This window comes from Enterococcus sp. E5-162, from assembly GCF_035725965.1.
GTDB classification, from domain to species: Bacteria; Bacillota; Bacilli; order Lactobacillales; family Enterococcaceae; genus Enterococcus_B; species Enterococcus_B lactis.
Genome location: NZ_JAPRFV010000025.1, coordinates 1 through 13357 on the forward strand (window position 1 = coordinate 1; position 13357 = coordinate 13357).

17 protein-coding genes and 2 pseudogenes are annotated in these 13357 nt (G+C 31.5%); 2 read left to right on the forward strand and 17 right to left on the reverse strand.

Annotated elements, in window-relative coordinates:
* From OZZ83_RS14315 to OZZ83_RS14370, 12 genes and pseudogenes are all read right to left on the reverse strand, one after another.
* A pseudogene (locus tag OZZ83_RS14315) lies at nucleotides 1-135 on the reverse strand (IS6 family transposase); the annotation flags it as partial.
* Nucleotides 136-172: 37 nt separating this feature from the next.
* Nucleotides 173-535, reverse strand: coding sequence for an adenylate/guanylate cyclase domain-containing protein (locus OZZ83_RS14320; protein ID WP_325066101.1), 363 nt, complete (start codon nucleotides 533-535; stop codon nucleotides 173-175).
* Between the two features lie 179 nt (nucleotides 536-714).
* Entirely contained in the window at nucleotides 715-972 is a 258-nt protein-coding gene (locus OZZ83_RS14325; RefSeq protein WP_000588503.1) for a Txe/YoeB family addiction module toxin, read from the reverse strand.
* Entirely contained in the window at nucleotides 965-1234 is a 270-nt protein-coding gene (locus tag OZZ83_RS14330; RefSeq protein ID WP_000388479.1) for a type II toxin-antitoxin system Phd/YefM family antitoxin, read from the reverse strand. Before OZZ83_RS14330 ends, OZZ83_RS14325 begins: the two co-directional genes overlap by 8 nt.
* 357 nt (nucleotides 1235-1591) lie before the next feature.
* Nucleotides 1592-1729 (reverse strand): annotated as a pseudogene (locus tag OZZ83_RS14335) (class A sortase); the annotation flags it as partial.
* Nucleotides 1730-1814: 85 nt separating this feature from the next.
* Nucleotides 1815-2054 carry a hypothetical protein gene (locus OZZ83_RS14340; protein WP_063627744.1) on the reverse strand — a complete coding sequence of 80 codons (240 nt, stop codon included), beginning with the start codon at nucleotides 2052-2054 and terminating at the stop codon, nucleotides 1815-1817.
* A gap of 66 nt (nucleotides 2055-2120) precedes the next feature.
* Nucleotides 2121-2360 (reverse strand): hypothetical protein, encoded by a 240-nt coding sequence (locus OZZ83_RS14345; RefSeq protein WP_063627745.1) that lies wholly within the window; start codon nucleotides 2358-2360, stop codon nucleotides 2121-2123.
* Nucleotides 2361-2568: 208 nt separating this feature from the next.
* Nucleotides 2569-2793 (reverse strand): hypothetical protein, encoded by a 225-nt coding sequence (locus OZZ83_RS14350; RefSeq protein WP_104888407.1) that lies wholly within the window; start codon nucleotides 2791-2793, stop codon nucleotides 2569-2571.
* Nucleotides 2794-2876: 83 nt separating this feature from the next.
* On the reverse strand, nucleotides 2877-3218 hold the full coding sequence (locus OZZ83_RS14355) for a DUF5406 family protein (RefSeq protein WP_063627746.1): 342 nt from the start codon (nucleotides 3216-3218) through the stop codon (nucleotides 2877-2879).
* A gap of 13 nt (nucleotides 3219-3231) precedes the next feature.
* Nucleotides 3232-3534 (reverse strand): hypothetical protein, encoded by a 303-nt coding sequence (locus tag OZZ83_RS14360; protein WP_033651474.1) that lies wholly within the window; start codon nucleotides 3532-3534, stop codon nucleotides 3232-3234.
* Nucleotides 3535-4124: 590 nt separating this feature from the next.
* Nucleotides 4125-4457: a type IV conjugative transfer system protein TraE gene (gene traE, locus OZZ83_RS14365; protein WP_010776886.1), complete on the reverse strand. Its 333-nt coding sequence runs from the start codon at nucleotides 4455-4457 to the stop codon at nucleotides 4125-4127.
* Nucleotides 4458-5292: 835 nt separating this feature from the next.
* Nucleotides 5293-6339, reverse strand: a complete 1047-nt coding sequence (locus OZZ83_RS14370) for a replication initiator protein A (RefSeq protein WP_325066102.1) — start codon at nucleotides 6337-6339, stop codon at nucleotides 5293-5295.
* Between the two features lie 469 nt (nucleotides 6340-6808).
* Between OZZ83_RS14370 and OZZ83_RS14375 the strand changes: the two genes are divergently transcribed.
* On the forward strand, nucleotides 6809-7765 hold the full coding sequence (locus OZZ83_RS14375; protein ID WP_010726527.1) for a ParA family protein: 957 nt from the start codon (nucleotides 6809-6811) through the stop codon (nucleotides 7763-7765).
* Between the two features lie 12 nt (nucleotides 7766-7777).
* Nucleotides 7778-8086, forward strand: a complete 309-nt coding sequence (locus OZZ83_RS14380) for a hypothetical protein (RefSeq protein ID WP_010726526.1) — start codon at nucleotides 7778-7780, stop codon at nucleotides 8084-8086.
* 92 nt (nucleotides 8087-8178) lie between these two features.
* Here OZZ83_RS14380 and OZZ83_RS14385 read toward each other — a convergent pair whose 3' ends face one another.
* From OZZ83_RS14385 to OZZ83_RS14405, 5 genes are all read right to left on the reverse strand, one after another.
* Nucleotides 8179-8472 (reverse strand): hypothetical protein, encoded by a 294-nt coding sequence (locus OZZ83_RS14385; protein ID WP_010726525.1) that lies wholly within the window; start codon nucleotides 8470-8472, stop codon nucleotides 8179-8181.
* Between the two features lie 288 nt (nucleotides 8473-8760).
* A complete protein-coding gene (locus OZZ83_RS14390) occupies nucleotides 8761-9456 on the reverse strand; it encodes a super-infection exclusion protein B (protein ID WP_010726524.1) in 696 nt (231 codons plus the stop codon).
* 190 nt (nucleotides 9457-9646) lie between these two features.
* A complete protein-coding gene (locus OZZ83_RS14395; RefSeq protein ID WP_010706225.1) occupies nucleotides 9647-10546 on the reverse strand; it encodes a bacteriophage abortive infection AbiH family protein in 900 nt (299 codons plus the stop codon).
* Between the two features lie 62 nt (nucleotides 10547-10608).
* Nucleotides 10609-11208 (reverse strand): tyrosine-type recombinase/integrase, encoded by a 600-nt coding sequence (locus OZZ83_RS14400; protein WP_010706226.1) that lies wholly within the window; start codon nucleotides 11206-11208, stop codon nucleotides 10609-10611.
* A gap of 202 nt (nucleotides 11209-11410) precedes the next feature.
* Complete coding sequence (locus OZZ83_RS14405; protein WP_010706227.1) at nucleotides 11411-13207, reverse strand: DUF6119 family protein; 1797 nt, start codon at nucleotides 13205-13207, stop codon at nucleotides 11411-11413.
* Nucleotides 13208-13357 lie beyond the last annotated feature (150 nt).

Consider the following 13357-nt stretch of genomic DNA (forward strand, 5'->3'; position numbering starts at 1 on the left):
CGTATGAGAAACGTTAATGCCACGATCATATAAGATTTCTTGAACTTCACGATAGCTAAGGTTATAACGAAGATAGTAGCCCACGGCTACAATAATCACATCCTGCTGAAATTGCTTTCCTTTAAAAGGATTCATCGTCATTCCTCCTGCTATCTTTTTCTATTATTCTACCTTATTTGATAGTAGATTTAAAACTTTGCAACAGAACCAGCATTTTTAAATACGTATTTATATAATAGGCTCTATCTGTAAGATCGTAAATATCTTTTTGCGCTGGTGAAGAATATATTGCATAAACACAGTCACCTCGTATGCCGATTTCTTTCAGCTTATCCGTATCTTTTCTTAATATTTCAATAATTTCTGAAGTAAAGCCACGAATTACTTTTGCTACCTTAAGCTCGCTATTATTTTCTATCAACTCTGTTGAATTACGAATATCAATAAAAATAGAACTTACCCAAGACTTATATCCGTTTTTATAAGTAAAATTCTCATCTCTAGGCAAAACTTCTACTTCATTAATTTTATCCATATTGTCTAAAATCTCTTCTAATTTAACTAAATAAATTAATCAAAAAAGAATAGTCTGCTGACCTCAAAATTATTATCTAACTGAATATAATTAAATGAATTGCTAAGAAACGTAATGTAATGAAAAAAATAGAGGTCAAAAACTTAAAAGTTTCTGACCCTTCCCTTACTTCCAATTGGTTAATAGTGATCTTTTGCAGAATAAATAAATATCGTTTCATTTTCAACTCTATATATCAGTCTATGTTCATCTGTAATTCTTCTGGACCACTTTCCAGATAAATCATGCTTTAATGGCTCAGGTTTTCCTAATCCAGCAAAGGGAGAACGATCGATATCTTTTATTAACTTGTTAATCTTTTTTATATTGCTTTTGTTTCCTTGCTCATGCCAATAAAGATAATCATCCCAAGCATCATCAGACCAAGCCTTAATCATCAGATTCAACCTCGATTAAGTCATGTGTTTTAAATGCACCTTTGGAGAATTGTTCATCTCCTCGACGAATTTTTTCCATGACGTAATTATTAGAAAGTGTTCTCAACGTTTCTTGCATAGAATCATAATCTCTTTTTGATAATACAACAACTGTATCTTCTACATCTTTACTTGTTACAATAAGTGTTTCAGCATCCTCATTAACTTGTTTCATATAACTACGTAAATTTTGGCGGAAATTTGAATAAGCTACTGCTTCCATTCCTTTCACCCCTTATTTATTTCTATAAAACAATTGTACATTATATTGTACAATTAAGCAAATGATTCATCGTCATTCCTCCTGCTATCTTTTTCTATTATTCTACCTTATTTGATAGTAGATTTAAAACTTTGCAACAGAACCCTTATGATCAACGCACATTCAGAAACAGTAGAAGAAAAGAAGACTTTTTTTCAAATAGACGGAAATATAATACGGTTCAGATAAAAAGAAACGCAAAAAAGGAAATGCCGAAGCATTTCCTAACATGTGATTTGAGCAAAACAACAGCAATTGACAAAGAGCCAAATAGAACGGAACCTCTCCATTAAAATGAAGTAGTTCCAATTCTATCCACATTTGATCTACGGGCATCTTTTTTTCGATATTTTGTTTAAACACCTCTCCTTCATGTTTTTGATAGCTAATATAGCCAAACACACTGCAAAAGACGATTAAAGCAACGCCTAAAAAACCAAATAACCATTTTCTCATCCATCTCCCCCCTTTCAGACAAAACAAAAAATCTTTTTCTCATTTCCATAAAAAAAGTTTTAAAAATGAATTCTATTAATGAACGTCATGAGACTTCTAACAATAATTGACAATTAGAACTTGTTTTCACATAAGTTCGTCTCAACTGTTCAAAGTTTTTCATTGAACCTAACAAACAGGCTTTCTCCTTTCCTGTTATCTGCATGTCATTGATATATTGCATGACAGATAATCTTTTAAGGTGTTTTTGTTTCATCGTTTTTAGCAACTTTTCTTCCATTTCTTTCGACACTTTTTTTCTGTTTTCGATTTTTTTTAAATTCATTAGTTTTCCTACCTTCCTTGTTTTTGATAAAAATAAAAAAGCCTATGATCACATACGCTCTACACTTCAATCTTGGGTTATCTTTTTCTTTCGTTTAATTACTGGACGTGCTGGTTTCAATTCCTTGATTCCATTATGGGTTCTCCAATAATCAAACTCTTTTCGCAATCTTTCTTTTTCCATATCTGTTCCTTTGGATAAGGCTTTGAATACATCTTTAGGTGAATAACCACGAGCTAACAGCTGTACATACCTTCCTTTTGTCAAAGTATCCATATCCATCGCTTCTAAAGCTGATCGCGCCATCTAATTTGCCTCCTAAATAAATTCCTTATTCAATGCCTAAGGTAATACTACCTTTTTATTAATCGTCATGATTCCTTCCAAGCCTTTATCGGTAAAATCTAATTTGTAAAAAGATAAATGTTCATTGGTTATTTTTCTAAGTAATTGGCCTGAGAGTCATTACCAAATTTCTTTTTACTTTGAAAAACATCATCGAATCTTGAATCTATTAAACCAATGTAGAATCAATGCTTAATACACAAGATTTTTGTTCATCAATAATTGTAAAAATGTCTTTTGTAGCTTCCTCCATACCGATCGGTTGTAACGTTTCTTCACTAATTGTTTTCGCACTCTCTTGCATTGCTTCATTTGTATTTAACTCATGCAAACATCGAATAAATTCTTCGTGATCCTCGATACCTGCTACTAATTGTTCATAAAATCTGCACATTCTTCTTCATTCTTTGCTGCGATTAACGCATAATAGTATGGTGATTTTACTTTGAAAAATTTCATAATCTATTTCTCCAGTTTTTATTCTTTTTTATCAGCTACAAAATCAATGATTTCAACGCTGACGATATAATCACTCAAATATGACCAAGTATCTTCAACAGATAATTCGTCTCCATTATCATTCGTAAGTGTCATTTTAAACCATTCATTGCCTTCATCATCTTCAGGTAGTAAGCCGAATCCAATTGGATTATCAGTCAATGTTTGATCGTATAAATCATCCTCGTCTAATACTAAAACATCTAATCCTTTACAATTTCCGCCTCTTCTAAACGTCACAAACCCTTTGTACTCCCAACGTTGAAAAGAAACTTTGATCGTATGTGTTCCCCTTCGCATATTTGGATCATAATTTTTCATTTGTTGTATCCTCCTAATAATAAGTTAGTACTACAAAGCGATCCTTATTTTTGTTCAAAAATTCTAATAAATCTTTTGTAGAAGATATCTCTTCATCAACTTCACCATATAAAATACCTTCGATAATTGTTGTTATATCTGAAAAACTAATTTTTACTGGACAGTTATCGTCTATCGCATTCAATACAGATAAAATCGTTTCTTTTTCTGCAATCTCTCGTTTGAAATTCTTCGGAGCTAATCGCATGACATTCAAGTCATTTTCAAGCTTTTCAATCCATGCAGTTTTACTCATTTTCGCAAATTTTTGAATCATTCCTCTACCACCTTTGCTATCTACTAAATTAGTTTTACTTCATAACGAATATCTTTATCGTTTTTCGTTCACTCAAAAATATATAAAATAAATCGACTCGTTTATGGCGTCCGAAACGAGAAACCCTAGTAGAAATCGGTAAATGCTCGATTGATCCAATGACCAACGTCCTCGCAAGTATCTACATGTACTGCAGCACACGACACAATTTCTTGTGCGTCCTCCCCATTACGAGAAGACCTACTCCTTATTCCATGAGTTTGCGTCAAAGCCTAGATCCCTTAGTAGCTGCTCATGATTAATCTAGGCGCTATTCTAACTTGTCTAACTTCTAAATTCCCTCTTGTTTACTCTGTGCATATTATTTACACAAATTCATTTCACCACTATCCAAACAAGGGCATTTACTCGATTGACCAATTTTTTACGTTACCAATCGTAAAAACCTACCCCGTCACTCCCCGAAAGGAATTGTTGATAGATCAAGTCTACTCCTTATTTTTCTAGTGATTCTAAGTTCTTTTAGAAGTCTCGACAATATTTTCAAGCAAGCGAAAAACGATAAAATACAAGTTATGAGAATGATCAATTCAGCTGATTAAACGCCCCATCCCTTTTGCGGTACAACGCAAGACTCCATTTTTTCTTCGACCAATCAGTACACCGTTTTGGTCATAAACATGTTTGATTGCTGGATATAGCTCTTTTAAAGGGATAGGATCTTTTAAAATTATTTGCTTTTGTTTACCAACGTAATAAATCATTTCCTCTGAGACTTTGTCTTTTTGGATTATATATTTCTTACACTGCACAACGGTTTTATTTTGCCCAGTTGATAGTTTCTTCGTGATTTTCTCTGTAGCGGTACACCGTTTACCGTAGTGATAAATATCTTCGAGACTCAAAATTCCTGTATATGACATAAAATAATCCACCCACTTACTTTAAATATTTTTAACAAGTTTTTCTTGTTATTTTTCAAAAATAGAGAATTGATTTTCGTTCATGACAAACAAAAAAGAGGGAACGCATCCAAACATGCGTTCCCTCTAATTTCAGCGTTCGTCATACGGCAAAGAGCCACACAGACATTTTTATAACATTATGCCTTGACATAATCCATCGTAATATCACGTATTTTTAACCTTAATAAAGCCAAAAAAAGTGGTATCACTTTTGAATATCTGTTATACTAAAGTCCGTTGCGGGTAGTACCGTAACACTGAAAGGTAAACGCATTAAGGGGCAAGTCTTAATGCCACCTGTGGACGTCGACGAAGGTTACCAGCCTTCCGAGTCACACAGGGCCTTTCTTTTTTTTGTATTTTCAATTGTCCCAATTTATCGTCCAAAAGTGCAGAACGAAAATCAATTCATCACAAGCATAGCAGACAATTAAATTTAAAACAACTAAAAATATACAGAAAAGTGTAATCGAATTTAAGCAGCACTACCTGAAAAGAAGTAATATCAGGCTTTTCAGCTTGGGGAAATAAGTGAATTACCTCTTTTCATGAATTATTATAACTCAAAAAAACAAATATGCAAACACTAGTTCCCTTTGTTTTTGAATGAAAAATAACTAAAATATCTAACGATTATGAATTTAAAACCTACGATTGTGATTCTTTTCATAAACTTTTAATCTTAAAACTTCGGAACAATAACTATTTATTTGTAATATTTGTAATTAAATTAAAATTATAAAAAAGTTGTAATTTAAAATTGATCGTTTTTTTAGTGATTGATTTTCATCAATTATTCTAGCCAATTTTCTGTATTAACAGTTGGTAATTCGTTAAATGTTTCTTTTTGTTCGTTTGCAAGCTTTGCCGCAATAGCTTTTTCAATAAACCAGTTTTTTACATACACAAAAATCAAATTTTGCAAATTATTTACTTTCTCAGTCTTTTGTTTTTGATAAGCTTTCAGCAACGTCATATATAATCCTTTATCCGCATCAATTCCGTAAGATTCAAGTTCTTCATACACAACTACCGTCTTCTCAAGTCCCTCGGCTTTATGTTTTGCGTTGTGTATTGTGGTGACGGTTTGTTGGGCTTCTTCGTAAGTGTTAGAAAATGTTTTTATTAAGCTTAATACCTTTTCTGGTAAAAATGTGTTTATGCTGTCTTCTTTCATGATTTCAACGAAGTTGTCTAGCAAAACTTGATTTTGTAATTGGTCAGTTTCAGTGTCTATATTGTGTCTATTAGTGTCTAAAGTACTAGAAGAATAGAATAGATTGTCTCCTTTTTTCCCACTTTCGAAAGAAAACTGATTTGAAGCCTTTTTATCCGAAAGTGGGTTTTTCCCACGTCCATAAGAATCCTTTTGTTTCAAAGGTTCTTTCGAAGGTTTGTTTTTCCCACTTTCGGAATTAGGTTCTTTTGCTTTATCTTTGGTATGCACAAAGACGTCTTCTGCTGTAACTTCTAGCTTTCCCAAATACAGTCTATTTGGGAAATTTAGCCATTCTCCATTTGGTAGTTTTTTTGGAGGCGTACGTTGCTCGAATAAAAGATTTTTGGATTTCAATTCTTTTTTTATCTTAGATATTTTATTTTCCTTACATCCTAAAATGTCCATTAATTCCGCTCGAGTAAAAATAAAAAATATTCTGTTCTGCTCATCAATCCAGTTATTCTCAATAGACGCTTCACATCTATCCTGTAACATTGCATAAGCTATTTTTGAATCATTACTCATGTCTTTATAAAGGGGAGAAGTAAATAGGACTTTTGGTAGCTGATAATATAGCGCACGATATGTTTCTTGGGCAGTGATAAAATTGAATTCTTGCATTTAAATCTCCTCGGTTCTATATATATTTCTTTCTTTTCGTGGTAGTCATATTAACTATACTTGGTTAATCTATTAATTGTAAACGGTATAAAGCAAAAAAGATTTTAGGGGAAAAAGAGAAAAAGAGAAAATACCCCTTGAATATTGTTGTTGTTTAATAATTATAACTAGGAGAAAAGTCTCTTAGGAGAAAAAGAGAAAAAGAGACTTTTCTCTTTTTGGAATCGCAATACAACAGCTCTTTAGATAAAAGAGAAAAAGAGAAAAAGAGAAATTTCTCTTAATTTATTAATATACTTTTCCAAAAAGAGAAAAAGAGAAAAAGAGAAAATACCCCTTTTTAATTTTTTAGCTTAACATTAATAATAAATTGAAAAATTTCTCCTAAATACATTTTACTATAGATTTAAATGTTTAACCATGATAAAATGATTTTAGGAGAAAAAAAACATTTTATAGGAGGCTAAGTATGAAAAGAAAAGGAACTACAATAATTAATGCCAATCAAAAAGGCGGGGTTGGTAAAACTACATCTACAACAGAAGAAGCATTAGTTGCAACACTTCCAAATCCTCAATTTAATAAGAAGGTTCTTATCATTGATTGGGATATTCAAGCAAATGCGACAAGTTTAATTGGGAAGACATTTAATAAAAATTTTCCAGCAACCATTTATCAATCTATTAAAGATTATTCGAATGGAGATAAAGAGGCTTTAACTAAAGCAACAGTTAAGCTTACAGATAATCTTTATATGATTGCTGGTGGGCGGGATATGGCTGATTTTGGCGATTTATTAGAAGATCTTTATCCAAAAGAAAATGACCCAATGTATAAGAAAAAAAGAACATTTCATTTTTCCAATATATTAGAAACGATTAAATATGATTATGATTATATTTGGATAGACGTTGGTCCTAGTACTGATATCAAAGTAGATAATGCAATGGTATGTGCGGATTATTTTGTTATTACTCAGGAAACTAAGACTTATTCTTTCGAAGGTTCGCTAGATATTATCAATGAATACTTACAGACGTTGATTGACGACTTCGGTAGTGATTTTAAAGGTGAAGTATTAGGCTTGCTACCATTTTTACTCCAACCAAAAAGAGAATTACATGAGTCTATTATCAAAAATACGAAAGAAGCATTTGGCGAGAATTTCACATTTAATGCAATAGTAAATAATCAAAAACGTTTAGAAGAATATCCAGAATACGGTGTTTCAGTTGTCGATTATCATGATAGGAAGGTATTTGCACTTTTTGCTGATATATTTACCGAAATTGAAGAGAGAATTCAATTATTCGAACAATATGGAGATATACCTGAAGACTATGTTTATTCTCCAAAATATTTAAACGGAAACAAGTTAACAAAGCTTTCAAGAGAATTAGACTTAGCACAATTTGAACTAGCGTAAGGAGGAAAAGAAATGGCACTAACTAAACGTGAAAAAAAAGAACGCCCTAAAGTAGAAAGGATCGTAGAAACTTCCAGAGTTAACAATGAAGATAATGTAGCATCTACTGAGCAAAATAAAAAAGAGTGGACTGCTAAAGATAGAAGAACAATTAAGATAGATCCTGATATAAAAAGTTTAATCGAAATATTCAGTGATTTTGACGGTACTAAAGAATATGAAACAGTAAGACAAATGGCAGAATTTTATCTTAAAAATAACTATGACGAACGAGCTCAAAGAATTATTACAAACATTCAAAAAGAAAAATTTATTAATTAAAAAGGAGAAAATTCTCTTTTTCTCCTTTTCTCCTTTTTAAAGAACCGTTTTCTATATAGGTAAAAGGTGTATTTAACCCTATAAAATCAATATTAACTTATATGTTTTTTTTCTTTTTTATTTTGCTTTGAAGTGAATTGATCATATTCATTTTCTAGCACTAATAACTTTTCGTAAACATCGGTCATATTCATACTAGAAGCAAGACTTAAATCGTATATGAAGGAAGCAGGTAGTGATTTGATTCTACGTTGTCTGGTTATCCAGCTTGCAACCGTTCCTTGTGGGTAGGCATATAACTCACAAAATTGTTCTACAGTGATTCCTAAATACTTGATAATGTAAACATTGATCGGGTGCGAGTAAACAAATGTATTGATAGACATGGCGTGTAAGCCTACTTTCTTTTATTATTGCGTTTGCAATAATAGTTTAACACACACATTATCCTAGTATCTACTCCTATTTGTAGAAAACAAAAAAGGATTCATAGAGATAAATCTATAGAATCCGAAAAATACCTTATATAAATAACGGGAAAATATAAAACCTAAAATTATGATACCCTGCTACAGCTTCTAAAAGAGGAAAGAGAATAAAAAGAAAAAGGTCAGACACAAATGTCTGACCTTTCTAGGATTGTAATTCTATTTATTTAATGACTATATAGAAATCTATTTTGAATCATTGTTATAATTCTCAAGAAAATTATTATATTCTTCTAATTTTTTTTCAAGTTGTTCAATCGTTTCTCTCTTTGTCATACTATCATAGTCAAATTGATATAAATCAGACATACTTTTCTCTAATTTATCAAGTTCTGTTACTAAACTTTTTTTACATAATTTTGCATGTTCCTCAAGATAATTGGGATTTTCATTCAAATACTCTCTTGCCATTGGTTGAAGTCCACATGAGAAGCCAGTTATTTGATTACCCATATTCGAATGAAAAATAATATCTTGATTTTTTAGCTTTTTCACCGCCGCATCTTCCAAAACATTAAATCTATAATTATCATAAATAAAAATCTTATAGACAATATCTTTTTCAGTTTTTGTTAAAGACTCCATATTTTTCGCAAGATCTCTCTTTAATTTTTTTGAATTATAAATTGAAAATAATATTGTTAATAATTTTTGAAGCATATCAATAATTACTACTGAAATACAAATCCAAAATGCTACCGAAATCCACATCCCGAATGTAGAATTTTTTATTGATAGAAGATTCATGTGTTGTAACCATGAATCTGGAAAAAATGTAGTTACTGCTGTAGGAATAACAAGATACTTCGAAAATTTTACTATTGCTTCGAGTGCTGTTGTAATATTGGCAGGTAGGTCCTTTATTTTTGTAATATCCCCCATACTCTTACCTCCTTTGACTCAAATACATATTTCTTCCTTGTTTTTTTATTACTTCTCATCTAATTTGTAATTCCAGATTTCATTCTATATTCTAAGCGACTTCAATTTATGATGTCTGTTCTTCTACCTTTTAGCTGATTGTTATACTTTTTAGAGCAAAAAACTAAAATTCTTGCACAAGTGGGTTCTCTTAAATTTGGTGTTGCTCATAATTGATTATTTTTAACTGACAAACCATACTTTTTAAGTTTGTTAGATCATTATCCGTTCTGTAATTTAATACCCATCGAGTATTACTGCTAAATGCATTATTTAAAAGGCTAAAATATGGCAAATCATATCGATTGTAACTGTGACCAATCACTTGTACTTCGTAAACATCTGCAAGTTTTTCAAAAAATACAGTGCTCTCAAATTTTTTTATTTGCAATGGAACATTTTTGTTTAATGAATCATGAAGATCACCAACAATTCTTGCAGCTTCTGATTCTCTGACATCGGCGTTCTCATCATATGGATCTCCTATAAAGTTATCAAAATTCTCGGAGTGACCGACTATTATATCGTCATAACTGCCATGAATATGATATATGTTTTCTTTCGGTTGCTTATATAGAATTTCCAAAACATTTGTATAATTGAATGTAAAGAATAGTACGTCAGACGAAAATTGGTATTTTGGAATTTTATGTTCTATTGTCGTCTGTATTTCTTTGCGTATCCATTCCTTGAAAAGCTGTTGTAATTTTTTTAGAGAAACAACATAATCATAAACCACATTTTGAAAATCATGATGGGCAGAATCTGACCAATCTTCATGCCCATAACCTATGAGATAATCTTTAGACTCTTCTACATGATCTTCAAAGACTGGACTTTGAATTAACTCATGCAAACTACTCTCAAAATCAAACCAACCTATCTTATCATCAGCTGTACTTCTCACCTCATTATTCTCATTTATCATTGTGTCTATTTTATCGAATATTTCACTATGATTTTTTTCAACCCATTTTGAAAAATCAGTGTAACTAGTTTTTAAACCATGACTTAAATCAAAACCGTTTCCTATAATATATAGCGTACTCATTCTTTCCTCCCAACACTCAATCTACTAATTTAAAACTATCCATGTTTAACTTTACTTTTATATTATAAATCTAAGCTTTTTACCGCTGTATCTTTGTCTTCTTGTGTAATGCCGATATAGCGTAGTGTCTCACGCTGCGAAGAATGATTCAACAAGGACTGAATGATTTCTGTTTTGGTTCCCTGCTTATAGAGAAAGTAACCGAACGTCTTACGCATGGAATGTGGGCCAATATCTTTCAATCCAATAGCTGTGCCAGCATCATGAATAATTCGCCATAGACTTTGGCGGTTAAGTGGTTCATTCGTCCCTTTTCGACTAGGGAACAAATAGCCATCAAAATCTTGTCGAAGGAGTTCCTCAGGAAATTCCTGTTGGACGTACTCCAAAATCGTTTTTCGCAATTTGTTGGAAATATAGACCGAATTATGTTTGGCCGTTTTTTGTTCCTTCATCGCGAGTCGATCTTTGACCACTACACGACCTCGTGAAATTTCCAACACGTCGGCCAATTTCAATTGACGCAAATCAGAAATTCGATAGGCGGTATTGATCCCGATCGAAAAAAGCACCAAATTTCGTTGCCCATATTTTCCCGAAGCTAAGATCGCCTTCATCGCATCGATCTTTTTTTTGTCTCGAATCGGTTCTACCGTCTTCATTTTCTTCGCCCTCTCCAATGATACTTAATACCATTATAACATATAATAAGTCTTATTCAAAATCGATATAAGAAAAAAGCCCCAAGCAAAAAGCCAATTCTGCTTAGAGCCACGTGGGATTGAGTGATTTCCTCGAATGAGACACAACTAGGTTGTGTCTCATTGGTTTTCAAACTACCTAAAATCTAAGTTTTCTTTGTTTTTACTTTTTATCAGGTATTTTAACCAAAGATACTTCAAATCCTTCTAAGGATAATGCGTTCACTAATGCTACCAAGTTTAAAGAAAAAAGGACAGGAAATACTTTTGAGTTTTTAAAATGAACTTTTTTTTCTGGAATAATAATTCCTAGAATTATTTTGGAACGTTTAAGGTTTGTTTCATTTAGAAAAATTGCTTCTGACTCAGACAATTCAGTTTTTATTACTGAATTAATATGATTTACAAAGTCTTCCGATTTTTTAATTAAGATACACGAGGCTCTCGCCTGTGATAATAAGTGCGAGAGTCCTGAAGTCGCTGTTCCTCTTTTTACATGACAAAAAAATGCGCTATTTTCATTTACTTTGAGAATATCACATGGTTCGATTTGACTCCTCCCATTTATTTCGTATAAGGGAAATCCACCATCCAGATTTTGGTTTCCGAAATTTTCTTTATCAACGCATATCAACCCCTTATTTGAATCTAGTTTGGATATCTTGATGTTGTAATCACCTTCATCAGCATCCTCATTATTAAATTCATTAAAGTCTATACCATGAGCTTCGGAAGATATACTATTAACAAAATCTCTAGTTTCACGCCAAACGTTCTTATTTACACTAAGCCAATCCCCTTGATACAAAATATATTTTTCAGAATCATGATTTAACTCCATATACAGACAGGAAAATAGATTTCCTATAGATGTATCTTTCGATGAATCGGAATTCCGATTTTTTATAGATACATTTATAGATTTTAATTTATCAACAAACTCTTGAACGTTGTTTTTTAAAAAGAATGAAAATATTTTAGAAAATATTTCTTCCTGAGTATTATCGAAAAAATTTAAATACTCACCTGGCCTAAAAATACTGTGAACTCTAATTTCTAAATCTTCAATATTAAACTTCACTTTATTTAAGGGTATATCTAAAAATAATTTATCTAGATTATTGACTTTAAATTCATTGCTATTCTTTTTGAAAGTGACCATCAAATTGGATAGATAATCATCAAAATGCTTATTAAGATACTCTTTCTTTCTAGATGATACCGCTAGGATTTCTTTATCCAAAAACGTTCTATCTGATCTCCTTTGTCTGTACGTATTACCTAATTGTTTTAAAATTGGAACGAGATCTTCTTCTATAGAAAAATTACCATTAATCTTGATTGAATCTTTGCTACTCGCAAATATATTTAATTCTTTTATATTGTTATTTCCATCTGTAAATCTAATTGTCATTTCCCCCAAGATCTCATCAACTATGTTTGGAATGGATTGTGAAGTGGAAATTTCATTTAAATTAATCTTATTATTGCTAGAAAAATTACTTACATATAGTGTGTCTGAGAAGTTCGTATTCTTTACACGCTTTATAGTGTGTAACTTTAGTTCTTTTCTAGCGATATTTAATCCAAAATCAGGTACTACGTGTTCTCTATTTAATAGAGTATATCCATAAGAATATGAAATAGCATAGATACTACTGCTAGTAGTTTTAATAATAATTAATGGTTTATTAAGTATATTAGGCGTAGTAAAATCTATTTGCTTTTCAGAAAATGAATTGACGTTCTCTAACCACCTTACTTCTGCTTGTTTCTCTTGAAGTACAAATATTTTTCCGGTTACATTATGATTTTTTCTCAACTGATTGTCTAAAGGAAATATAGCTAAATTAAACTCATTGATGTCTTCTGCATTTTCGAATAGATTCTCAGAAGAATATCTGAGGTATTTCTCATTTATAAAACTATTTATGCTACTGCTTTTTTCATTCTTAAGCATGAAAATACTCAATTCAGTCATTCGGTTCTGTTGCAAAGTTTTAAATAAAGAATAAAATCCCTTACGGTATCTATGATTTAAGCTGGGATTCCCAATAATACCTTGATTTCAGTACAGACCGAAAACCCGAAGAGAGTGCCTTCTTTTCGG

Coding starts and splice junctions, on each gene's coding strand:
- OZZ83_RS14320 (WP_325066101.1), bottom strand. CDS start 535: ATGGATAAAATTAATGAAGTAGAAGTTTTGCCTAGAGATGAGAATTTT.
- OZZ83_RS14325 (WP_000588503.1), bottom strand. CDS start 972: ATGATTAAGGCTTGGTCTGATGATGCTTGGGATGATTATCTTTATTGG.
- OZZ83_RS14330 (WP_000388479.1), bottom strand. CDS start 1,234: ATGGAAGCAGTAGCTTATTCAAATTTCCGCCAAAATTTACGTAGTTAT.
- OZZ83_RS14340 (WP_063627744.1), bottom strand. CDS start 2,054: ATGAATTTAAAAAAAATCGAAAACAGAAAAAAAGTGTCGAAAGAAATG.
- OZZ83_RS14345 (WP_063627745.1), bottom strand. CDS start 2,360: ATGGCGCGATCAGCTTTAGAAGCGATGGATATGGATACTTTGACAAAA.
- OZZ83_RS14350 (WP_104888407.1), bottom strand. CDS start 2,793: ATGTGCAGATTTTATGAACAATTAGTAGCAGGTATCGAGGATCACGAA.
- OZZ83_RS14355 (WP_063627746.1), bottom strand. CDS start 3,218: ATGAAAAATTATGATCCAAATATGCGAAGGGGAACACATACGATCAAA.
- OZZ83_RS14360 (WP_033651474.1), bottom strand. CDS start 3,534: ATGATTCAAAAATTTGCGAAAATGAGTAAAACTGCATGGATTGAAAAG.
- traE (WP_010776886.1), bottom strand. CDS start 4,457: ATGTCATATACAGGAATTTTGAGTCTCGAAGATATTTATCACTACGGT.
- OZZ83_RS14370 (WP_325066102.1), bottom strand. CDS start 6,339: ATGCAAGAATTCAATTTTATCACTGCCCAAGAAACATATCGTGCGCTA.
- OZZ83_RS14375 (WP_010726527.1), top strand. CDS start 6,809: ATGAAAAGAAAAGGAACTACAATAATTAATGCCAATCAAAAAGGCGGG.
- OZZ83_RS14380 (WP_010726526.1), top strand. CDS start 7,778: ATGGCACTAACTAAACGTGAAAAAAAAGAACGCCCTAAAGTAGAAAGG.
- OZZ83_RS14385 (WP_010726525.1), bottom strand. CDS start 8,472: ATGTCTATCAATACATTTGTTTACTCGCACCCGATCAATGTTTACATT.
- OZZ83_RS14390 (WP_010726524.1), bottom strand. CDS start 9,456: ATGGGGGATATTACAAAAATAAAGGACCTACCTGCCAATATTACAACA.
- OZZ83_RS14395 (WP_010706225.1), bottom strand. CDS start 10,546: ATGAGTACGCTATATATTATAGGAAACGGTTTTGATTTAAGTCATGGT.
- OZZ83_RS14400 (WP_010706226.1), bottom strand. CDS start 11,208: ATGAAGACGGTAGAACCGATTCGAGACAAAAAAAAGATCGATGCGATG.
- OZZ83_RS14405 (WP_010706227.1), bottom strand. CDS start 13,207: ATGCTTAAGAATGAAAAAAGCAGTAGCATAAATAGTTTTATAAATGAG.